The organism is Arthrobacter sp. (assembly GCF_031179985.1).
In the GTDB taxonomy this organism is placed as follows: Bacteria; Actinomycetota; Actinomycetes; order Actinomycetales; family Micrococcaceae; genus Arthrobacter.
Genome location: NZ_JAPSHJ010000017.1, coordinates 14,707 through 36,160 on the forward strand (window position 1 = coordinate 14,707; position 21,454 = coordinate 36,160).

General features: G+C 62.2%; 22 protein-coding genes. 18 read left to right on the forward strand and 4 right to left on the reverse strand.

The window, feature by feature from the left end; genetic code table 11:
- Positions 1-15 precede the first annotated feature (15 nt).
- The 6 genes from glp to RIN13_RS09975 are packed head-to-tail and all read left to right on the forward strand — an operon-like array spanning position 16 to position 3,979.
- A complete protein-coding gene (glp, locus tag RIN13_RS09950) occupies positions 16-1,275 on the forward strand; it encodes a gephyrin-like molybdotransferase Glp (protein ID WP_309107170.1) in 1,260 nt (419 codons plus the stop codon).
- Positions 1,263-1,757, forward strand: coding sequence for a cyclic pyranopterin monophosphate synthase MoaC (moaC, locus tag RIN13_RS09955; protein WP_309107171.1), 495 nt, complete (start codon positions 1,263-1,265; stop codon positions 1,755-1,757). Before glp ends, moaC begins: the two co-directional genes overlap by 13 nt.
- Positions 1,754-2,266: a MogA/MoaB family molybdenum cofactor biosynthesis protein gene (locus tag RIN13_RS09960; RefSeq protein ID WP_309107172.1), complete on the forward strand. Its 513-nt coding sequence runs from the start codon at positions 1,754-1,756 to the stop codon at positions 2,264-2,266. Before moaC ends, RIN13_RS09960 begins: the two co-directional genes overlap by 4 nt.
- Entirely contained in the window at positions 2,256-2,714 is a 459-nt protein-coding gene (locus RIN13_RS09965) for a molybdenum cofactor biosynthesis protein MoaE (RefSeq protein WP_309107173.1), read from the forward strand. The genes RIN13_RS09960 and RIN13_RS09965 overlap by 11 nt, the downstream gene beginning before the upstream one ends.
- 23 nt (positions 2,715-2,737) lie before the next feature.
- Positions 2,738-3,496: a 4-hydroxy-tetrahydrodipicolinate reductase gene (gene dapB / locus RIN13_RS09970; RefSeq protein ID WP_309107174.1), complete on the forward strand. Its 759-nt coding sequence runs from the start codon at positions 2,738-2,740 to the stop codon at positions 3,494-3,496.
- Positions 3,497-3,502: 6 nt separating this feature from the next.
- Positions 3,503-3,979: a hypothetical protein gene (locus RIN13_RS09975; RefSeq protein ID WP_309107175.1), complete on the forward strand. Its 477-nt coding sequence runs from the start codon at positions 3,503-3,505 to the stop codon at positions 3,977-3,979.
- A gap of 69 nt (positions 3,980-4,048) precedes the next feature.
- Here the strand turns inward: RIN13_RS09975 and RIN13_RS09980 are convergent, their stop codons facing one another.
- Positions 4,049-5,284, reverse strand: a complete 1,236-nt coding sequence (locus tag RIN13_RS09980) for a heparan-alpha-glucosaminide N-acetyltransferase domain-containing protein (RefSeq protein WP_309107176.1) — start codon at positions 5,282-5,284, stop codon at positions 4,049-4,051.
- Between the two features lie 105 nt (positions 5,285-5,389).
- Between RIN13_RS09980 and RIN13_RS09985 the strand changes: the two genes are divergently transcribed.
- On the forward strand, positions 5,390-5,827 hold the full coding sequence (locus tag RIN13_RS09985; RefSeq protein WP_309107177.1) for a hypothetical protein: 438 nt from the start codon (positions 5,390-5,392) through the stop codon (positions 5,825-5,827).
- A gap of 9 nt (positions 5,828-5,836) precedes the next feature.
- On the forward strand, positions 5,837-6,589 hold the full coding sequence (locus RIN13_RS09990) for a carbon-nitrogen hydrolase family protein (RefSeq protein ID WP_309107178.1): 753 nt from the start codon (positions 5,837-5,839) through the stop codon (positions 6,587-6,589).
- A gap of 18 nt (positions 6,590-6,607) precedes the next feature.
- On the opposite strand, the gene RIN13_RS09995 is transcribed toward RIN13_RS09990, so the two are convergent.
- Positions 6,608-7,432 carry an alpha/beta hydrolase gene (locus RIN13_RS09995; protein WP_309107179.1) on the reverse strand — a complete coding sequence of 275 codons (825 nt, stop codon included), beginning with the start codon at positions 7,430-7,432 and terminating at the stop codon, positions 6,608-6,610.
- Positions 7,433-7,582: 150 nt separating this feature from the next.
- Between RIN13_RS09995 and dapA the strand changes: the two genes are divergently transcribed.
- Together dapA and RIN13_RS10005 are read left to right on the forward strand one after the other, a co-directional pair.
- Positions 7,583-8,491 carry a 4-hydroxy-tetrahydrodipicolinate synthase gene (gene dapA / locus RIN13_RS10000; protein WP_309107180.1) on the forward strand — a complete coding sequence of 303 codons (909 nt, stop codon included), beginning with the start codon at positions 7,583-7,585 and terminating at the stop codon, positions 8,489-8,491.
- Positions 8,492-8,533: 42 nt separating this feature from the next.
- Complete coding sequence (locus RIN13_RS10005; protein WP_309107181.1) at positions 8,534-10,225, forward strand: ribonuclease J; 1,692 nt, start codon at positions 8,534-8,536, stop codon at positions 10,223-10,225.
- 83 nt (positions 10,226-10,308) lie between these two features.
- On the opposite strand, the gene RIN13_RS10010 is transcribed toward RIN13_RS10005, so the two are convergent.
- A complete protein-coding gene (locus RIN13_RS10010) occupies positions 10,309-12,195 on the reverse strand; it encodes a chorismate-binding protein (protein WP_309107182.1) in 1,887 nt (628 codons plus the stop codon).
- A 258-nt stretch (positions 12,196-12,453) separates the two neighbouring features.
- Here RIN13_RS10010 and RIN13_RS10015 point away from each other — a divergent pair, with 258 nt between their 5' ends.
- The 4 genes from RIN13_RS10015 to RIN13_RS10030 all read left to right on the forward strand — a co-directional run bounded on the left by RIN13_RS10015 (position 12,454) and on the right by RIN13_RS10030 (position 17,084).
- Positions 12,454-15,366 carry a DNA translocase FtsK gene (locus RIN13_RS10015; RefSeq protein WP_309107183.1) on the forward strand — a complete coding sequence of 971 codons (2,913 nt, stop codon included), beginning with the start codon at positions 12,454-12,456 and terminating at the stop codon, positions 15,364-15,366.
- A 9-nt stretch (positions 15,367-15,375) separates the two neighbouring features.
- Complete coding sequence (gene pgsA, locus RIN13_RS10020; protein WP_309107184.1) at positions 15,376-16,002, forward strand: CDP-diacylglycerol--glycerol-3-phosphate 3-phosphatidyltransferase; 627 nt, start codon at positions 15,376-15,378, stop codon at positions 16,000-16,002.
- The gene (locus RIN13_RS10025) at positions 15,999-16,478 is read left to right on the forward strand and encodes a CinA family protein (RefSeq protein ID WP_309107185.1); all 480 of its coding nucleotides are present in this window, start codon (positions 15,999-16,001) and stop codon (positions 16,476-16,478) included. The genes pgsA and RIN13_RS10025 overlap by 4 nt, the downstream gene beginning before the upstream one ends.
- 153 nt (positions 16,479-16,631) lie before the next feature.
- Entirely contained in the window at positions 16,632-17,084 is a 453-nt protein-coding gene (locus RIN13_RS10030) for a helix-turn-helix transcriptional regulator (RefSeq protein WP_309107186.1), read from the forward strand.
- A gap of 150 nt (positions 17,085-17,234) precedes the next feature.
- On the opposite strand, the gene RIN13_RS10035 is transcribed toward RIN13_RS10030, so the two are convergent.
- Complete coding sequence (locus RIN13_RS10035) at positions 17,235-17,765, reverse strand: MarR family transcriptional regulator (RefSeq protein WP_309107187.1); 531 nt, start codon at positions 17,763-17,765, stop codon at positions 17,235-17,237.
- A 41-nt stretch (positions 17,766-17,806) separates the two neighbouring features.
- On the opposite strand from RIN13_RS10035, the gene RIN13_RS10040 reads away from it, so the two are divergent.
- The 4 genes from RIN13_RS10040 to miaB all read left to right on the forward strand — a co-directional run bounded on the left by RIN13_RS10040 (position 17,807) and on the right by miaB (position 21,454).
- Positions 17,807-18,031 (forward strand): DUF3046 domain-containing protein, encoded by a 225-nt coding sequence (locus RIN13_RS10040; protein ID WP_309107188.1) that lies wholly within the window; start codon positions 17,807-17,809, stop codon positions 18,029-18,031.
- A 185-nt stretch (positions 18,032-18,216) separates the two neighbouring features.
- On the forward strand, positions 18,217-19,269 hold the full coding sequence (gene recA / locus RIN13_RS10045; protein ID WP_309107189.1) for a recombinase RecA: 1,053 nt from the start codon (positions 18,217-18,219) through the stop codon (positions 19,267-19,269).
- 7 nt (positions 19,270-19,276) lie between these two features.
- Positions 19,277-19,798 (forward strand): regulatory protein RecX, encoded by a 522-nt coding sequence (locus RIN13_RS10050; protein ID WP_309107190.1) that lies wholly within the window; start codon positions 19,277-19,279, stop codon positions 19,796-19,798.
- Positions 19,799-19,897: 99 nt separating this feature from the next.
- Positions 19,898-21,454, forward strand: coding sequence for a tRNA (N6-isopentenyl adenosine(37)-C2)-methylthiotransferase MiaB (gene miaB / locus RIN13_RS10055; RefSeq protein ID WP_309107191.1), 1,557 nt, complete (start codon positions 19,898-19,900; stop codon positions 21,452-21,454).

Sequence of the window (21,454 nt, forward strand, 5' to 3'; positions counted from 1 at the left end):
ACCGAAGGCAGGACAATGGACTCCACCCCGCACCGGCACAGCAGCGTGGAGGAGCACAGGTCTGTGGAGGAACACAGATCCGTAGAGGCGCACAGATCAGCAGTCAAGGATCTGCTGAAACCGCTCGCGTCATCCGGCCGGACAGAACGCCTTCCCCTCCTGGAAGCGTTGGGCCGGGCGCTCGCCAGCGACGTGCACGCGCCGCTCGACCTGCCGCCATTCGCAAATTCCCAGATGGATGGCTTTGCCATCCGCACTGCTGACCTTCCTCCGGGCGGCGCTGAACTGCGCGTGGCAGCTCCTGTTCCGGCAGGTGCCGGCGCATCCATCCTTGAGCCCGGAACCGCCGTCCCCATCATGACCGGGGCCATGATGCCCGCGGGGGCCGACGCCGTCGTGCCCATTGAGCGGGCAGTTCCCGATTCCTTTCCCGTCCCTGGTGCTGACGCTCTGGTCCGCTTGCCCGCCACAGTGGCAGGAACCTTCGTCCGCATCGCTGGCAGCGATGTCGCTGCAGGCCAGTTGGCGCTCTCTGCGGGAACGCATCTGGGGCCGGGACAGCTGGGGCTCCTCGCCGGACTGGGGATGGCGGAGGTGGAGGTGCATTCGCCGGTGACGGTGCTGCTGATCACCACGGGGGACGAGGTAGTGGAACCTGGGCTTCCGCTTGATCCCGGGAAAATCTATGACGCCAACGGCACCCTCCTGGCGGCCTCCATGAGGCAAGCCGGCCTTCAGGTGACCCGGACCGGGATCGCCACCGACGACCCACGGGAACTGCAAGCACTGCTGCGCAAACATTCCCACGGGATGGACCTCATTGTTTCTACCGGAGGCGTCAGCAAGGGCGCGTACGAAGTAGTCCGCCAGGCCATGGAGGATCGCGACGTTGAGTTTCTCCACGTCGCGATGCAACCCGGGGGACCGCAGGGGATAGGAACCTTCGACGGCGTCCCCTTCCTGGGGTTCCCCGGGAACCCTGTCAGTTGCCTGGTCTCCTTTGAGATGTTCCTCAGGCCCGCGCTGACCTCGTTGCTCGGAGCACCGGCCACGCGACCGCTGGTCAAAGCCCGCCTGGCGGATCCACTCACCTCCCCTGAAGGGAAGCACCAGGTCCGCCGGGGCACGTTCCTGGCTGACGGCACGGTCAGGCTCGAGGGCGGCCCGTCGTCCCACCTCGTCCACGCCCTGGCCCATTCCAATGCCCTGGTGCATATCCCTGAAGGGACCGCGGCGCTCGCTGAGGGCGCAGAAGTGGAAGTATGGATCCTGTGAACGATCAAGACAACGCCACCGCCCTGACCCATCTGCGCAGCGACGGAACCGCCCAGATGGTGGACGTTTCAGCCAAGGCCGAAACAACCCGCGAGGCAACAGCCACGGCCACCGTCCGCAGCACGGCCGAAGTGCTGACCCTCCTTGGGGCCGGAGGCCTGCCAAAAGGCGACGCCCTGGCAGTTGCCCGGGTGGCAGGGATTATGGCGGCAAAAAAGACACCCGAGCTCATTCCGCTGTGCCACCCCTTGCCCATCTCCAAAGTGACCGTGGACTTCGAATTGGCGGAGGACTCAGTCATTGTGTTCTCGACGGTCCGCACCCGAGGGGTCACCGGCGTCGAAATGGAAGCCCTTACGGCGGCGTCGGTAGCCGCCCTCAGCGTCTACGACATGATCAAAGCGGTGGACAAGCACGCTGTCCTGACAGACATCAAAGTGCTCGCCAAAAGCGGCGGCAAGAGCGGGGACTGGGCACTGTGAACACTACCGAACCACACCGTCACGGAGACGTCACCGGACGGAAGGCCGGCGTCGTCATCGCCTCTACGAGAGCCGCGGCGGGCATGTACCAGGATGAAACGGGGCCGGTCATCATTGATTGGCTGACAGAGCACGGCTTTGAGCCGTTCCCTGCAATGGTGGTTCCGGACGGGGAACCCGTGGGAGCGGCCATCCGTGCCCTGCTGACCCAGCGGCCCGCCGTCGTCATTACCAGCGGTGGCACAGGACTCAACGCAGACGATCTCACCCCCGAGATGACCCTTCCCCTGCTGGATCGTGAGATCCCGGGAATCATGGAGGGCATGCGGCAGGCTGGCCGCGCGAAAACGCCCATGGCCATGTTGAGCCGCGGCTATGCCGGGGCGGCAGGATCAACGTTCATCGTGAACCTGCCGGGATCGCCGAAAGGCGTTATGGACGGACTGACGGTGCTTGATCCGGTCATCGGGCACCTCTGTGATCAATTGGAGGGAAGCAATGGGCATTGAATCCGGATTCGAAGTGGTACATGCCGTCTTGAGTGAGCAACCCATCTCGGTGGATCAGGCCATCACAGCTGTTGAATCGGATACAGCCGGCGCAGTGGTCAGCTTCAGCGGAGTAGTACGGAACCACGACGGCGGCAAGGCCGTTGAGCGGCTCAGCTACAGCGCCCACCCTACCGCCCACCAGGTAATGACCGACGTCGTCGCGCAGCTCGTTGCAGAGTATTCCGCGGACGCGGAGGGGCCCGCCGTGCGGATCTGGGCAGCACACCGGGTAGGCACGCTCGAAATCGGCGACCCGGCGCTTGTTTGCGCCGTTTCAGCGGCCCATAGAGGCCAGGCGTTCGCCGTGTGCTCGGAATTGGTGGACAGGATCAAGGAACAGGTTCCCATCTGGAAGGAACAGTTTTTCAGTGACGGGACTGTTGAATGGGTGGGCGCAGGCGCCTGATCCCCGGCGGTAGGGTTAACGCCATGACCGAACAACTCGCAGTCGCCGTCCTGGGCGCGAACGGGCGCATGGGCGCCGAAGCCGTCAAAGCGATCGAAGCCGCCTCCGACCTGAAGCTCGTAGCGGCGTTGGGACGCAAGGATTCCCTGGACTCGCTCGTTGACTCGGGTGCCGCTGTTGTAGTGGACCTGACTGTGCCGGAGAGCACTGAGGCAAACGTGCGGTTCGCCGTCGAACACGGGATGCATGCCGTGGTCGGCACCACCGGCTGGAACGGTGAACGCCTGGACGCCCTTCGCTCCCTCCTGGCTGCCCACCCTGGTGTCGGGGTCCTTATCGCACCAAACTTCGCGCTCGGTTCGGTCCTTGCTTCCGCTTTCGCAGCCAAGGCCGCCAAGTACTTCGAGTCAGTGGAGATTATTGAACTCCATCACCCGGACAAGGTGGATGCGCCGTCCGGCACTGCAGTCCGCACCGCCCAGTTGATCGCCGCTGAGCGCAGCGCCGCCGGTGTCTCTGCAAGTCCCGACGCGACGACGTCGGAGCTCCCGGGGGCCCGCGGCTGTGACGTGGACGGGGTACGGGTCCACAGCGTAAGGCTGCGCGGTCTGGTGGCTCACCAGGAGGTGCTGCTGGGTGGCCCGGGGGAGCAGCTGACCTTACGCCATGATTCGTTCGACCGGGCATCATTTATGCCCGGAGTGCTGCTCGGCATCCGAGGCGTCGGTGGCAAGCCTGGCCTGACAGTGGGGCTGGACGGCTACTTGGATCTGGGGCTTTAAGCGGCGATGGCCAACGTCCTCCTAAGTCTAAGAAAAAACCGCACAAAGATCTGGGTGGGTGCTGTTACGCTCCTGCTCGTCTTTTATCTCGTGGTCGCCTTCCAGCGCTCTGTCTTGCTTCTCGGTGATCCCAACCTGGTTGCCAAGGCAATCGGTGCCGGCTATCTGGTGCTCCCCGTTATCGGTGCCTGGGCCTTGATCCGTGAGCTGATGTTTGGTGCCCGTACGGAGCAGATGGCCAAGGTCCTCGAAGCCGAAGGCGGGCTGCCGGTGGACAACCTTCCCCGCACACCTGCCGGCCGGATCATCAGGGAAGCGGCTGACCTTGAATTCGAGAAGTACCGCGAGGAAGCTGAGGCCGCCCCTGGGGACTGGCGTTCCTGGTTCCGCCTGAGTTGCGCCTATGACGCGGCGGGCGACCGTAAACGCGCCCGGGCGTCCATGAGGGATGCCGTGAAGCTGTTTCGAGGGATGGCCGGCTGACCTGCCGATACGCTCGGTTATCGGGGCGTTCCCGGGCGGGTGGAGACCTGAGATCCCACAGCCGACGGGTCAGCGGACCCGTGGCGGCTGGTAACGGCCTGCTTGGTTTGCCGCATGCGCCACCCATTCAAGTGGGCCGCGCCATTTGAGGATGGCGAAAAGGGTGCCAAGTAACACTGCAGCGGCCGCATGGGCGAAGTACATGCCGTCCTCGGTCCACCCTTTTGGCAGAGGTTGCCGGTACATCGCGGCGATCACCCACACGTGTGCCGTGTAAAGGCTCAGGGTCATGGCCCCCGCGCCCCTCAAGGGGAGGAGAAGGTCCAGGGCAAGCCATTCACCGAGCCTTCCCAGCAAGAGGAATGCACCAACAACTGCTGCCGCCACTGCCGAGGTATGAAGCAGGTCCAAGGTGGTGGCCGAGTGTGGAGCACTCGATGCCAGCCACCACCACGAACCGGTCTGCTGCACGCCGGACAAATTGACCTGCAGCACACTGTCCAGGGGATAGGACGGGTCCCTGATCAATTCCTGCAATGCTTCCCTGCCGCCCCAGTCATTCATCATCACCACGCCGAACCACTTGGCCAGAACGGCAACCCCGGTTCCAATCGCAACCAGCAGAACGGGAACCGCCGCTTTGATGAGGGCAAGACGTCCGATGACCAGCCCGACGAGCAGGTAGCTGAGCCACTGAAAGACCGGGTAATACCCCGTGAACAACAGGTCACCCAGCAATTGGGCCGGCGTCCCCAGGTCCTCCCATTTCGGATTGTGTCCCAGCTTCAGGGACGGGGAGGCTGAAAGGAGCCAGGGCCTCACCATAAATGCGACCAGGGGAGAAACCAGGATCCAAGTCCCTGCCATAATGCAAAGGCGCTTCAGGCTCATCCCCAGGAATGGCAGCACGCACAGGAACAACAATGCGTAGTGGACCAGGATCACTGCGACGTTGACTTCCAGCCCCCCAAGGAAAAGGCCGACGACGGCGATCACCAACACCCTTAGTGCGACCCCGCGCCTCGCGGCCCACAGCTGGTCCCCGGCCAGCGGGCGCTCTTTCCCTGTGGACAGGGCAAGCCCGATTCCTGCCAGCACCGCAAACAGGGCAGCCGCCCGGCCCGAAAAGGTCAGGCCCACCCATGTCGGGGTCAGGGCCGCGGTCCGCTCGAAGGTAGGCAGTAAATGGGTGGCCATCATGCCGAGCAGCGCCAGGCCCCGGGCTGCGTCTATACCTGACAGCCTGCCAGTTGATTGACCGCGCTTGATGGTCCGGCCGGCTGCAGCGGTGCCACGGGAGGTCATGAGCCGATCGTCTCACATCGCGTCCCTGCAGGTCCGGTTGATGTTCAGGGCTTGGCCAGGAAGAGCCACTTGTTTTCGAATATATGTTCGAATAACATGAACGGCATGAGCAGTCCCATGGAGCCGGTCTTTCCTGAACGCAGCTTTCCCGAGCGCAGTTTTTCTGGACGTGAGGCCGGTCCCTCAGGGGTCCTCAAAGCGATGAGTCCCGGTGTCGTTGGCTTCCTGTTCCGGCGGCTGGTAGCCGGTGAGCCTTCAGAGGACGTGCAGTGGAACCGGGAAGGCACGGAGTTGGCGGCTCAGCCAGTGGGTGCTGAGCTCGCCCGGAGGCTGGCTGAGACAGATCTGGAGGCGCTGACCCCCATGGAGCTTTTCCATTATGTCCGGGCAGCCCAACGGCTCGCGGCGTGGGCTGAGTCGCTAAAGGAGGAGGCTGTGCAGCGATACTGCGACGGGTCTGATCCGCGCGATGGAGTGCCGCTTCACGAGGGCGGGAACGCCGGTGCCGGCAACAGTGGACGACGCCGGGGGAGTTCCACCTAGAATGACGCTGTGACTTCCCCTCTGACTGTCTCTGTCGTCCAATATCGAGCCCTTTACGGGGGTGTGGCGGCCAACGTTCCAGAGCATGTGGCGCTCATTGAAGACGCCGCTTCTCACGGTTCCAGGTTTGTCGTTTTTCCCGAGCTTTCGATTACCGGATACTCACTGGCGCTGCTCCAGGAGCCGCAGCAGTGGATCACCGGTGATGACAGGCGCCTGGATCCCATCAGGGAGATCTGTCGTCGGACGGGAATTACAGCAGTTATTGGCGCCCCGTTGGCGGAGGAAGACGGTACGCGTCGGCTTGCCGCACTTGGCATTCATCCTGAAGGAACAATTGATCGCGCCTTCAAATCCCGGCTCCACGGGCAGGAACTGGAGCTCTTCACGCCTGGCGACGGGGTCAAGTTAATCGAGGTTGATGGCTGGACGGTGGCGCTGGCCATCTGCTACGACGCCGCGCACCCTGCCCACGCCGATTCAGCGGCCCAAGCGGGAGCCGATATTTATGCTGTCTCTGCCCTCTACACCGACGTCGAAAGTCACCGGCTAGGTCTGCATCTGGGCGCCCGCGCCATGGACAACAGAATGTTCACGCTGGTCGCCAATCTCGGAGGCAGCACGGCCCTGGGAACTTCATGTGGGCTGAGCGGGTTCTGGGGGCCCGACGGCCTTGTTATGAAACAGGCCGCCGGCGTCGGCTCCGAAGTGCTCACCACCACTTTGCGGCACGGCGCGATCGAACGTTACCGCGCCGGATAGCCGGCCTCAGCAGGGGTGTCACACAGGGAGACCTGCAAGGAACCCATTCACATCAGAGGCAATCCGCTCTGGAAACTCCCAGAGGAGCATGTGCCCCGCTTCTTCGTAGACCACAAGCCGGGATTGCGGAAGCCGCTGCGCCAAAGTCTCCTCGTCCTGTCGGGACAGCAGATCGTCTCTGCCGCCCCAGAGAATCAGGGTCGGGGCAAGAATCTCTCCAGCCTCCGTGGGTGGAACGGCGTTACCGAGTCCAGCGAGGCTGCTCTTCCAGACCTGGGCGGGCAATTTGCAGCCATCGCTGACGCGGTCCTCGAGGTAATCCTTGGGTACCGGCTGAAACAGCGGGAACCAGGAGAGGGACTCGCGGACCCAGTTTTCAGCTACAGGTTCTGTCAGCTGGTCCACCTCATCGGCAAAGCCGGGCCCTCCGCTGAGGCTCAACGGCGACCCAATCAACACAAGGGCTGCGACCTTCTCCGGATGCGAGATTGCCAGCTGCTGGCCGGCGTACCCTCCGCTGGAGGAGCCGATTATCACGGCCTTGGGTATGGCCAAAGCATCCAGAAGCGCAGCAAGATCGTCGGCGACCTCGGCCAGGGAATAGCCGGAAGCCGTCTTGTCTGAATCTCCGTGCCCGCGAAGGTCAGGGACAACCACGCTCCGCCCTCTCAGCAGTGGACGCAAGCGATCAAAGCTGCCCCTGGACTCCGTCCAGGCATGAACAAGAAGAAGAGGGGTGTCAGCCAGGTTCCCGGCGCCGGGGTCGTCCCGCTGACGGTCTTCGACCAGGCACGCCAACGACACCTCCGTGCCAAGGCGTAGAGAGCGGACTTCCGGCATCATGGCCTCAGTCTAGGAGCCTTCTGCCGGCAACAGAACCTCCTCCCGTCCGCTTGCAAAGTGACCCAAGACCGCTCGCAGCGCAGTCCGATTGACGTTCATCACTCCGATGCCGTTGTTCTAACACGCCGCAGACAAGGTAACGTTTTTCCTATGGCTGACTCTGACATTCGCTCGCACCGCTTCGGGACCCTCCTGACCGCTATGGTCACCCCTTTTACTTCCGACGGTGAGGTCGACTATAAGCAGGCCGCTGAGCTCGCCAACAAGCTGGTCGACGACGGCTGCGACGGCCTGGTGGTAACCGGAACCACCGGGGAAACCTCCACGCTCACTGACGAGGAGAACCTCGGCATGTTCCGCGCGGTCAAGGATGCAGTCGGAGGCCGCGCCGCCATCATCGCAGGCACCGGGACCAACGACACAGCCCATTCGGTGCATCTTTCCCAGCAGGCTGCAGCCCTCGGGGTTGACGGCCTCCTGATCGTCACGCCGTACTACAACAAGCCCAGCCAGGGCGGCGTCCGCGCACACTTCGAGAAGATCGCCTCATCAACGGATGTCCCTGTCATGGTCTACGACATCCCGGGCCGCTCTTCCATCCCGATCCACCCCGAAACAATGATCCGGCTTGCCCAGCACCCGAATATTGTCGCGGTCAAGGACGCCAAAGCCGATTTCGCTGCTGCCACACGGGTTATGGCTGAAACTGACCTCCTCTTTTACTCCGGCGACGACGGACTGACCCTTCCCTGGATGGCGATGGGCGCAGTGGGCCTGGTGGGCGTCACAACGCACGTGGCCACCCGCCGCTTCCGCGAACTGATTGACGCCGTCAATGCGAACGACCTGGGAACGGCACGCAAGATCCACCTGGAGCTTGAGCCCGTGGTGCGCGCAACCATGACCCGCGTCCAAGGGGCCGTCGCGGCCAAACAAATTCTTAAATGGCAGGGAGTCCTGCCCAACTCGATTGTCCGTTTGCCCCTCGTGGAGCCGGACGAAGCCGAGATCGAAACCATCCGCGAGGATTTGGCGCAAGGAGGGCTGGTCTTTTCCTAAGGGACTAAGATCAGGACTCTTTCGCCTGGAAAGAAGTGCATTATGACTCAAGTAGCCCTACCCGGCCTTGTCACGCCTCCGAAACTTCCGCAAGGAACCCTTCGCATTGTTCCGCTGGGAGGTTTGGGGGAGATCGGCCGCAACATGGCGGTCTTCGAAATTGACGGCAAGCTCCTCATTGTCGACTGCGGTGTCCTCTTCCCTGAGGAAACCCAGCCGGGCGTGGACCTGATCCTGCCCGATTTCTCCTACATCGAGGACCGGATGGACGACGTCGTGGCTGTCGTCCTCACACATGGCCACGAAGACCACATCGGTGCTGTTCCCTACCTGCTCCGTCTCCGCAGCGATATCCCCCTGATCGGATCGCAACTGACCCTTGCCCTCATCGAAGCGAAGCTGCAGGAACACCGCATAAAGCCCTACACCCTCACTGTCACCGAAGGGCAAGTGGAGAAGTTCGGCCCCTTCGAATGCGAATTTGTGGCCGTGAACCACTCCATCCCCGATGCTTTGGCTGTCTTCATCCGCACGGCCGGCGGCACCGTCCTGCACACTGGCGATTTCAAAATGGATCAGTTGCCCCTGGACGGACGGATCACGGACCTCCGTCACTTTGCCAAGCTTGGCGAGGAGGGCGTGGATCTGTTCATGTCGGACTCGACCAACGCCGACGTTCCCGGGTTCACCACCGCTGAAAAGGAAATCGGACCCACCCTGGACCGCCTCTTCGGCCAGGCCACGAAACGCATCATTGTTGCTTCGTTCTCATCTCACATCCACCGGGTGCAGCAGGTCCTCGACGCCGCGGTCAAACACAACCGTAACGTCGCCTTTGTTGGCCGCTCCATGGTCCGCAACATGGCGATTGCCGCGAAACTTGGCTACCTGGACGTGCCGGACGGCGTCGTCGTAGATATCAAGAACATCGACAACCTTCCTGACAACCGCGTGGTCCTTATGTCCACCGGCTCACAGGGCGAGCCGATGGCTGCCCTGTCGCGGATGGCCAACGGAGACCACCGTGTGATCGTGGGCGAGGGCGACACCGTTATTTTGGCGTCAAGCCTTATCCCCGGCAATGAGAACGCCGTGTACCGCATCATCAACGGGCTGCTTAAGCTCGGTGCCGACGTCATCCACAAGGGCAACGCCAAGGTCCACGTTTCCGGCCACGCAGCCGCAGGCGAACTCCTCTATTGCTACAACATTCTTGAGCCGCTGAACGCAATGCCGGTGCACGGCGAAACGCGGCACCTGATCGCCAACGGCAAGATCGCCGAGGAATCCGGAGTGCCGGCGGAGAGCATTCTGCTCGCTGACAACGGCACTGTAATCGACCTCAAAGACCACCGTGCCGACGTCGTAGGCCAGGTCGAGGTCGGATTCGTCTACGTCGACGGATCGAGCGTCGGTGAAATTACGGACGCCGACTTGAAAGACCGCCGCGTCCTGGGCGACGAAGGATTCATCTCCATCATCACTGTCATCAACCGTGCAACGGGCAAGGTAGTCTCCGGGCCTGAAATCCATGCCCGCGGCGTTGCCGAGGACGATTCTGTGTTCGATGACATCATTCCGAGGATCAATGCAGCGCTGGAAGAAGCAGTGCTCAACCACACTGATCACACAACCCATCAGCTCCAGCAGGTTGTCCGCCGCGTGGTTGGAACGTGGGTCAACCGCAAGCTCCGCCGTCGTCCCATGATCATCCCGGTGGTTCTGGAGGCATAGCCTTAGAGCACCGTCTCAGCTGCATCAGCTATGAAAAGGCCCGGTTCTGCGAACCGGGCCTTTTCGTTTTTTTGGCGCTTGTCCTATACCGGGGCTTTGTCCCTCGCAAAGGCGGAAGCCACGAGGCGCTCAAGTATCGCAAGGCCGTCGGAGGAAAGAACCGACTCCAGATGTCCCTGGACGGATGCGACTCCGGCTCCTCTTAATGCCATGACGACACCGTCCTCGGCGGAAATGTCGAGATTGAGCCTGGGCGTGACAAGTTGGCCTCTTTCTGCAATGGAGGTGAAGGTGTTGTAGAAGCCGAGGGCAGCCCGCGTCCCGAACACATCTGTCTGTAGCCGCACGCCCTGACGTGGTACCGGCAACGCCTCGACAGGAAGCCCGGCAAGCATCGACAGGATCTGGTGGCTGAGGCAGACGGCGAGCAACGGCCTGCCCAGATCCAGCCTGGAAAGCAGGTGAGAGCGGACCGTCTCAAGCCGAACATTGTTGACCTCGCGGGGGTCTCCCGGGCCAGGGCCGAATACCACCAGATCCGGACCGGAAACATCTGCCACTGAATCCCAGCGGGCCACAGAAGTCCGCAACCCCAAGTGACGCAGTTGGTGGGCAAGCATTTCGGTGAACTGGTCCTCGCAGTCGATGACCAGGGCCGTGCTGCCGGCGAAGGGAGGATGTTGTTCCCATTCCTGGGAGCGGATCCAGAAGGAGGCCAGCTGGTGATTCCGTTCGGCGAGCGCTTCTGCAACTCCGGGCTGGGCGTTCAGGTCAGTCGCCGGCGGCAGGGGAACCGGCGGGATAAGTCCCAGGGCGGCGAGGATACCGGATGCCTTTGCGTGCGTTTCGGCCACCTCGCCTTCCGGCGTGGACAACCGAACAAGAGTGGCCCCAGCCGAGACAGTGACAAGTCCATCGCCGTCGAGGTGGGCAGTGCGGATCAGGATCGGTGCATCGAGTTCATACGAAACGGCACCACTCTCATCAGTCCGCGACTCGAACAACGCCAGGACCCCTGAGTAGTATCCGCGTCCGCCACGTTCATGGCGTTCGATAACGGCGCAGGCGTTCTCCATGGGGGATCCGGTGACGGTCGGGGCAAACATTGTGGCCCGGAGAATATCCCGAAGGTCCGAATCGGTACGCCCCTCGAGCAAATACTCTGTGTGGCTGAGCCTGGACATTTGCTTAAGATACGGGCCGAGGATGCGTCCACCCGCCGGGCATACGCTGCTCATCATCTTCATTTCCTCGTCGACCACCATAAAGAGTTCATCGCTCTCCTTGACGTCGGACAGGAACTTCAGGACGCCTCCTGCCGTCGGGCCTCCTGCCGGGTGCCGGAAAGTTCCCGAGATCGGATTCATCGTCACCAACCCGTCCCTGACGGAGACGTGGCGCTCTGGGGTTGCTCCTACCAGGGAATGGCCGGGGGAGTGGACGGCGAAGGTCCAGTAGGCGCCCTGCTCAGAGAGGAGCAGCGTGCGCATCCAGGCGAGCACCGCTGTTGCCGGCGAGACAGGGGTGGTGCCGCGGAACGATCGGCGGATGACGAAGTTGGCGCCTTCTCCCCTCCCGATTTCGTCCCTGACCACCCGTCGCACTATCTCCGCGTAGTCCTCGTCGGTGGTATCGAACCCCAACGACTCGATGGGTACCTCAGCCTCGGGAAGAGCCGCCAGCGCTTCGTGCAAGGAGACGGTTTCACGCTCTTCCACCAGGAGACAGCGGAGCGGGGCGCCGTCGTCGGTCGCAGCGAATCCACGCTCCCGGACCTGACGAAAAGGCACAAGAACAAGTACGTCACGCCCGCTCCGGCTCCCGTCCAGCGGGATGTCGGCCAGCTTGTCCACGTCGACGATCCCGCCGGTGAGGACGTCGACGAGGTCAGACTCGTGCCGCCGGATAACGGCGAAGGGAATTGAAGCATCGCCCGAGGTTTCGACGATGCGGGAGAGGAGCGAGGTCATTGGCAGTCCCTGAAATTGAGTCCACCTCACCGACCGGTGCCGCAAAAAAACGACCGCCTGGCGAGGCGGTCGTGAGCGTAATGGTGCGCGCGTCTGTCCGCCTAAGGGGCGGGCCACCAAGAGGAGCAGATCGAGAAGCGCATGGCCCGATTGTAGGCGGGTCCGTCGGATCCTGGCAAGCCAGGCCGACGGGCAACATGGATCAGTCCGGCCCGGAAATCCGCGGAATTCCGGCCTGGCTCAGGTAGCGTGGCAGCTATGGCGACACGTACTTCCTCCACGCCTAGAGGAAACCCCCGCAACAAGTCAGGCACCGCCTCCGGCCGGGGCACAGGCTCCTCCGCGCCCAAAACCAGCCGGTCCACCACAGCCGCCCGGACCCGGCAGATGCCTGCTGTCGTTCCCCACCAGCCGTGGCCCGTGCGGATGCTCTCCGGTGCGTGGCTGGGGATCGGCCATCTCGTTGGGGGCGGGGTGCGGCGGATAGGACATGACGTCAGCGACCTGGCACCAGAGGACCGCAGGGACGGAGCAGCCCTCTTCAACCTCGCTCTCGCTGTCTTCATTGCAACGTTCGCATGGTGGGGAATGCAGGGCTGGTTCCCCGATGCCGTCTACGCCGTGGTCAACGGGACCTTTGGCTGGATGTCACTGCTGCTGCCGCTGATGCTGATGGTCTGCGCCGTCCGCCTCTTCCGCCAGCCGGCTGACAGCCGCGGCAACAACCGGATCGGCATCGGCTTCCTGATCATGACCTTCGCCGGGTCGGCCCTCGCGCATATCATCGGCGGCCAACCAACCGTGGCGGATGGCTTCGAAGGCCTGAGGCAAGCGGGCGGAATGCTGGGATTCCTGGCTGCCTCGCCCCTGGCCGCCATTCACGTCGCCGTTCCCCTGGTGGTCTATGGGCTGCTGGCATTCACTTCGTTGCTGATCGTCACGGCAACTCCCTTCGGAGCTATTCCGCGCAGGCTCAAGAGCGCCTACGAACACCTCATGGGCATCGATCTCCAGGAGCCAGGGGACCAAGCGGACGGTCATGACCGCAGCTACCTGTACGGCGATTCAGCGGCCGGATCGCCGAAGAAGAAAAAGCGCATGCGGCTCTTCGGCAAAGACCAGGACGCCGACGCCGGTCTGGAAGGCTATGTCGGGGATGAAGCCTTCGAGACCCCGGTCATCGACGACGACGAGCCCGGTTCCAAGGGTGACAAACGGTCGGCCTCCGCTGCGCCTGGTGTGCGTCGGCCCACCCAGGCTGAAATTGCCATCGAAAAGATCAAGGCGGCCCAGGGCCTTGGCTCCCGGGCTGCTGATGTGGCCGGGGAGAACGCCACCGAGGCCATTCCCCTCGTGACACCCGGCATGGTGGCCGCGGGATCCCTGAACACGGCCTCTTCGAAGCCATCAGGTGTTTCGGCGAGCCCCGTACCGGCGAATCCGGTGGCCCCCGCGCCTCCGCCCACTCCCATCCCGCAGCGCACGGAGCAGCTCTCGCTTGCAGGGGATGTCACCTACACTCTGCCGTCGTCGGATGTCCTGACCCCCGGATCCATCCCGAAAGAGCGCACTGAGGCCAACGACGCCATCGTGGCCTCGCTGACCGAAACGCTGAACCAGTTCAATGTGGAGGCGCAGGTCACCGGCTTCAGCCGCGGCCCCACCGTGACGCGCTATGAGATCGAACTGTCTCCCGGGACCAAGGTGGAGCGCGTCACCGCTTTGTCGAAGAACATCTCCTACGCTGTGGCGAGCTCGGATGTGCGTATTCTCAGCCCGATTCCCGGCAAATCAGCCATCGGTATCGAGATCCCCAACACTGACCGTGAGACGGTGTCCCTGGGCGACGTGCTCCGCAGCCAGAACGCCCGCCGTACCGACCACCCCATGGTGATGGGCGTCGGCAAGGACGTCGAAGGCGGCTACGTCGTCGCGAACCTTGCGAAGATGCCGCACCTGCTCGTTGCCGGTGCTACCGGCGCCGGTAAGTCTTCCTTCGTGAACTCCATGATCACGTCGATCCTGATGCGGGCCACCCCGGACGAGGTGCGGATGGTCATGGTGGACCCCAAGCGCGTGGAGCTGACCGCCTACGAGGGCGTACCCCACCTGATTACGCCCATCATCACCAACCCCAAGAAGGCGGCGGAAGCCCTGCAGTGGGTGGTGCGTGAGATGGACGCGCGGTACGACGACCTCGCCAACTACGGCTTCAAGCACATCGACGACTTCAACAAAGCAGTCCGTGCCGGGAAGGTCCACCCTCCGGTCGACTCAAAGCGGGTCATCCGCCCGTACCCGTACCTCCTGGTAATCGTGGACGAGCTCGCCGACCTCATGATGGTAGCTCCCCGCGATGTTGAAGATTCCATCGTCCGCATCACCCAGCTTGCCCGTGCCGCCGGAATCCACCTGGTGCTCGCCACCCAGCGACCGTCCGTGGACGTTGTTACCGGCCTGATCAAAGCCAACGTGCCATCAAGGATGGCCTTTGCCACTTCGTCAGTGACCGACTCCCGCGTTGTCCTTGACCAGCCTGGTGCCGAAAAACTCATTGGGCAGGGCGACGCGCTCTTCCTGCCGATGGGAGCCTCCAAGGCCATGCGTGTACAGGGCGCGTGGGTGACGGAATCGGAAATCCACAAAGTTGTTGAGCACGTCAAGAGTCAACTCCAGGCAACTTACCGGGACGACGTCGCCGCGGAGGCCCCCAAAAAGCAGATTGACGACGACATTGGCGATGACCTTGAGGTGCTGCTGCAGGCTACCGAGCTTGTGGTGACGACCCAATTCGGTTCGACGTCGATGCTCCAGCGCAAGCTCCGCGTCGGGTTCGCGAAGGCGGGCCGCCTGATGGACCTGCTCGAGTCCCGGGGTGTAGTGGGCCCGTCGGAGGGATCGAAGGCGCGTGATGTTCTGGTCAAGCCCGATGACCTCGCTCCTGTGCTGGCAGCAATGAAGGGGCAGGAAACCCCGGCCACGCCGGACTCACACACCGCGGCCCTGAGTGACAACGCCAATGCCAACATCGCCCAGGGCGGCTATGCCGAGGACCTGGTCGCTTCAGACATGGAGAACCGCACCCAGAACGTTGAGTATTACGACGGCGCCGATGGCACCCCGGATGACGAAGACGGCTCCGAGGACGCCTGGTCGCTCACCGGACGGTAGCCTAGGAGGGTGACTAGCACCGAGGCCCACAGCACCGGTTCCTCCTCGGGAATCTGGAATCTGCCGAACATCCTGACCATGCTCCGGATTGCGTTGGTGCCATTCTTCGTGTGGTTCCTCGCGGCTGATAACAGCAGCCACGGTTTCTGGCGATGGGCAGCGGTAGTGGCGTTCGCCGTCGCGATCTATACCGACAAGCTCGACGGCGACATCGCCCGCAGCCGCGGCCTCGTGACCGACTTCGGAAAGATTGCCGATCCCATCGCCGACAAGTTGCTCATCGGTTCGGCACTGGTGATGCTGTCAATCCTGAACGAACTGCCGTGGTGGATCACTATCCTGATTCTTGTCCGCGAGTGGGGCATTACTGCCCTGCGTTTCTTCGTCATCCGCTACGGTGTGATTCCAGCCTCTCGAGGCGGGAAGCTGAAAACCGTGGTGCAGACCCTGGCCATCTTCCTGTACGTGATTCCGCTGGCGTCCCTGGCACCATGGCTGGGATTCCTCGCTCTGGGAGTCATGCTCGTTGCCGTTGTTATCACGGTCTGGACTGGGGTGCAGTATGTGGTGGAAGCGCTTAAACTGCGGGCACAGGGTCTGCCTTCCAAGCGGCAGCCGGACGGGAGCGCGTCATGAGCAACCTTCACAGAAGTGCGGAAGCCGCGGTAGCAAAGGCCAGGGAACACGGCCTCACGGTCGCGACAGGTGAATCACTCACAGCCGGCATGATCGCAGCAGTATTAGCCGACACTCCCGGCGCCTCAGCCATGCTGCAAGGGGGCATTGTCGCCTACCAGAACGAGGTCAAGAGCGGTGTCCTTGGCGTATCGGCAGAACTCCTGGCCGAAGTTGGTTCGGTGGATGGCAGGGTTGCCGAAGCCATGGCGGCAGGTACCCGCACTCTCTGCGGTGCCGATATCGGAGTGTCAAGTACAGGCGTCGCAGGCCCTGATCCGCATGACGGCAAAGCGGTTGGCCGGGTGTACATTGGCATTGCTACAGCGTCAGGATCCTTTGCGTCATCGTATGACTTCGAAGGGAACAGGGCCGAGATTCGCGGACAGGCATGTGCGGCGGCACTGGAACAGTTGTTGAAGGCGCTTCCTTCGTAAAGCTACCGGGCGTAAAGTTGCCGGGAACAAAAATCGAAACCCAATAGTTGTTACATTGTGTCGCTTCCGGATCGCGGAGGCGCCTAGGATAAAAAGACCACACTGGTTCCCCCGAGTGGAGAACCTGAAGTATGAGGGAGCAAGGCGATACAGATGGTAAAGCAGCCCGTATCCGTTAACGGCGTTGTCCGCTGGAAGGATGTGGGCCTCGCCGATCAGGCTAAGAGTGAACAGAAGGAGCGCAAGATGGTTGTTCTTCGTCACGAAATTGGTGATGTCCTTCGCGATGTCCGCCAGCGCCAAGGCCGTACCCTCCGCGAAGTCTCACACAGTGCCCGCGTTTCGCTTGGCTACTTGAGCGAAGTGGAGCGCGGCCAGAAGGAAGCCTCTTCGGAGTTGCTTTCATCGATCTGCTCGGCCCTGGATGTTCCCTTGTCCGGCATGCTCCGCGAGGTCAGTGACCGCGTGGCCATTGCCGAGGGCGTGGCAGTGCCGGACACCGTCCCGCAGGAGTTCTCCCAGCGCTATGGCCGTGACCTCGACCGCGAGCTGAACACGGACCTTAACGACGAACTCACCACGGGCCTTCTGTCAGGCGCCCGCTGATCCGTTCCGGCGTAAGCTGTGACCCCGGATCTTGAGGTCGCCGGACTGGTTTCGACCTCATGACTTCATATCGACTGTTTGACTGAACGAAGGGCCTGCCGCGGTTGCGTCAGGCCCTTCGTTTTCACGCTAGTTCCTGGGCCGGCCCCGTTACTGTGCCTGGTCTCTCTTCGATTCGTCCTTGGGGAAGCCATCCCGCTCGTAGGTACTGTTCAACTTCGCGATGTAGCGGGCCAGGGTCTCTAGCTCCGAGACCGGCCATTCCCCTAACCGTTCCCGGAACACCTGATTGCGGGCGTCCTGGACCTGATGCATCTTCTCCTCGCCACGGGGCGTGAGCCGAATGGACTGTGCGCGGCCGTCCACAGGATCGGCTTCCTTGAAGATAAGGCCGATGCTCTCGAGAAAGGCAATCTGCCGGCTCACAGACGGTTTTCCAACGCCGACGCAGGACGCCAGATCGGTCAGGCGCATTGGTCCTTCCCTCCTGATGATGGTCAAGAGGCCGTACGCCGCAGGCTCCATATCGGGGTGGACCTGCCGGGACAGTTGCTGGGAGACCGAGCGTGCCCTCCGCCAGAAAAGACTCAGTTGCTGTTCCACGGACTCCAGGGCGGCGTCGACGCCGTCGGCGCCCGTAAGATCTTCGGGCGGGCCTGGGCTGTCAACTGGGTTGCTCATGGCAACAATTCTAGAGTCAGGGTCCGTGAGAGACTCTATTGGTGCGGATTAGTGAATTTTGGCGGCTTATGGACGATGAATTTGGCGCCGGTTACTCACGCGTCCTGAGCAGTTCGTTGGTGCTGGCTGCTGTTGGCGGACGAACGGCGGACCAGGCCCTGGCTGCCGGCGTCAGCCCCCGCTCCGTGTGGCTTGCCATCTGCGAGTTGCAGGATGTTCCCCCGGAGCGGCGCCTAGGAAGGGACATCAGCCCCCGTCGCGATTAGAACCGGCTGACACGCCGGGCACTTGTTCGAATATCTGTTCGGGTAGGACTATGCTTTTTTCAGAGGTTATCCACATAAGCGATGTGTCCCGGCCATAATGTCGGTGGGTGCAATTAGCGTCGTTGATGACAAAGAATCGGCCGCTAAGGCCACTCCAAAGCGAGAAAGCATTAGAGGTGTGAACCATGGCGGCAGCCCCGGATCGTGAAAAGGCGCTTGAAGCAGCGCTCGCGCAGATTGACAAGCAGTTCGGCAAAGGCTCTGTCATGCGCCTCGGAGACGAGGTCCGGGCGCCGATTGAGGTTATCCCCACCGGTTCTATCGCGCTGGATGTCGCCTTGGGAATTGGCGGGCTGCCCCGCGGCCGGGTGGTGGAAATTTATGGACCGGAATCATCCGGTAAAACCACAGTTGCATTGCACGCTGTGGCCAATGCCCAGCGCCAGGGCGGCATAGCCGCTTTTATCGACGCCGAGCACGCCCTCGACCCTGAGTACGCCGCGAAACTGGGCGTCGACACCGATGCCCTCCTGGTATCCCAGCCGGATACCGGAGAGCAGGCGCTCGAAATCATGGACATGCTGATCGGCTCCGGTTCCCTGGATGTCATTGTCATTGACTCCGTGGCAGCCTTGGTTCCGCGAGCCGAAATCGAGGGCGATATGGGCGACAGCCACGTGGGCCTCCAGGCACGGCTCATGAGTCAGGCACTCCGGAAGATCACCGGACGCCTGAGCCAAACCAAGACCACGGCGATCTTCATTAACCAGCTGCGTGAAAAGATCGGTGTCTTCTTCGGATCACCGGAAACCACCACAGGTGGTAAGGCGCTGAAGTTCTATGCCTCCATCCGTATCGACGTCCGCAGGATCCAGACGCTGAAGGAAGGCGCGGATTCGGTCGGAAACCGAACCAAGGCCAAAATCGTCAAGAACAAAATGGCGCCCCCCTTCAAAATCGCCGAGTTCGACATCATCTACGGTCAGGGAATCTCCCGTGAGGGCGGCATCATCGATATGGGTGTCGAGCACGGAATCATCAAGAAGTCGGGTTCCTGGTTTACATATGATGGCGATCAGCTCGGCCAGGGTATGGAAAACTCGCGCCGCTTCCTGCGCGACAATCCCGAGCTTGCCGCCGAGCTGGAAAGGCTCATCAAGGAGAAGCTCGGCGTCGGAGTGAAGCCGGCAGCAGAGACTGAAGCCGCACCGAAGCTCAAGGCCGTTGACGGCTTCTAAACGCCCCATGGATCCGGCTGCGCTGGATGCGGAGCCGGATCCAGCGTCAGTCGCCCGCGCCATAGTTTTGCGGCAGCTGACCAATTCGCCCAAGAGCCGCCACCAGTTGGCCAGGAAGCTCGCAGAGCGGAACATACCCGAGGACGTTGCTGAAGCGGTCCTTGACCGCTTCGAAGAGGTGCGTCTGGTTGACGACGCTGAATTTGCTGATGCCTGGGTACGAAGCCGCTCCCAGTCGCGAAAACTGGCCCGTGGCGCCCTGAAAAGGGAGCTTGCGGAGAAGGGCATCGATTCCGAGACGGCATCCCAGGCGCTTGAGCAGATCACGGATGAGGCCGAGGAATCCAAGGCGCGGGAACTTGTGATGCGGAAGCTGCGTGGTTCCGCCCAGATCCAGGACCGAAGCGAACGGGACAAGGTCACACGGCGGCTCGCGTCCATGCTTGCACGCAAGGGCTACAACCCGTCCGCAGCCTTCAGGATTGTCGGCGAGGTCCTGGATTCGTCTGGCGATCCCGGCCTTGGCTGAGTTCAGGACTGATTCCCCGATTCCGGATTCCAGGCCATGGAGAATGGCCATAACGGACCGCCACGAGCAGGCAACCGTTTCAACCGTTACCCTTAATGGGTGAGTTTGACCATTCCTTCGCCGGCAGCCGGCACCCATTCCATTTCAGCCGCTTCCCCTGTCCCGGAAGCGCCAGGTCCTCGTACTTACGAGGTCCGCACGTTCGGGTGCCAGATGAACGTTCACGATTCAGAACGTATGGCAGGGATGCTTGAGTCTGCAGGGTACATTCCGGCTGGGGCGGAACAGGCTGATGTCGTCGTGTTCAATACCTGTGCGGTGCGGGAGAACGCTGACAATAAGCTCTACGGAAACCTGGGCATGCTGGCGTCGGTCAAGGAAGCCAATCCCGGTATGCAGATAGCTGTTGGTGGATGTCTGGCCCAAAAGGACCGTGAGACGATCCTCCGAAAAGCGCCGTGGGTGGACGCCGTCTTTGGCACACACAACGTGGGTGCCCTGCCGGCGCTGCTGGAACGGGCACGGCATAATAACGAGGCCCAGCTTGAGATCCTGGAATCCCTCGACGTGTTTCCGTCCACCTTGCCCACCAAGCGTGACTCAGTGTATTCGGGGTGGGTGTCCATCTCGGTTGGCTGCAACAACACCTGCACGTTCTGCATTGTGCCCGCGCTTCGTGGCAAGGAGAAGGACCGCCGCCCGGGCGATGTGCTGGCAGAAATCCAGGCCCTTGTTGATGACGGCGCCATCGAAGTGACCCTCCTTGGACAGAACGTCAACTCTTACGGCGTCGAATTCGGGGACCGGCAGGCGTTCTCGAAACTGCTGCGGGCTTGCGGGAGCATCGAAGGCCTTGAGCGGGTTCGATTCACGAGCCCTCACCCTGCTGCCTTCACCGACGACGTGATCGATGCCATGGCCGAGACGCCCAATGTCATGCCGCAGCTTCACATGCCGTTGCAGTCAGGGTCAGACAAAGTACTCAAGGACATGAAGAGGTCCTACCGGTCCACGAAATTCCTCGGAATCCTGGACAAGGTCCGCGAAAAGATTCCCCATGCAGCGATCTCTACCGACATCATCGTCGGATTCCCCGGTGAAACTGAGGAGGACTTCCAGGCGACCCTGGATGTCGTGGAGAAGTCTCGCTTTGCAACAGCATTTACCTTCCAGTACTCCAAGCGGCCCGGAACACCTGCCGCTGACCTGCCCGATCAGCTGCCCAAGGCAGTTGTCCAGGAGCGCTTCGAACGGCTCACCGCCTTGCAGGACAGGATCGCGGCAGAAGAGAACGCGCGGCAGCTTGGCAAGCGTGTCGAGGTGATGGTGACGGCCCAGTCCGGACGAAAGGCAGGGGAGACCCACCGGCTCTCCGGGCGTTCCCAAGACCAGCGGCTCGTACACTTCAGCGTTCCCGAAGGCGCAGAAGCTCCCCGGCCCGGTGATCTCGTCACGGTCACCATTACTGAGGCCGCTTCCTTCCATCTGGTCGCTGACCCTTCGTCACCCGAGGATTACAGCCTGCGCCGCTCCCGCGCTGGCGATGCCTGGGACAGGTCCCAGGCCGACTCCTGTGGGCTGCCCGCCCCTTCAGGGAAATCAGGTAAGGCCGGAGTCTCCCTGGGAATGCCCTCACTTCCCGTCCGCGGACGCTAG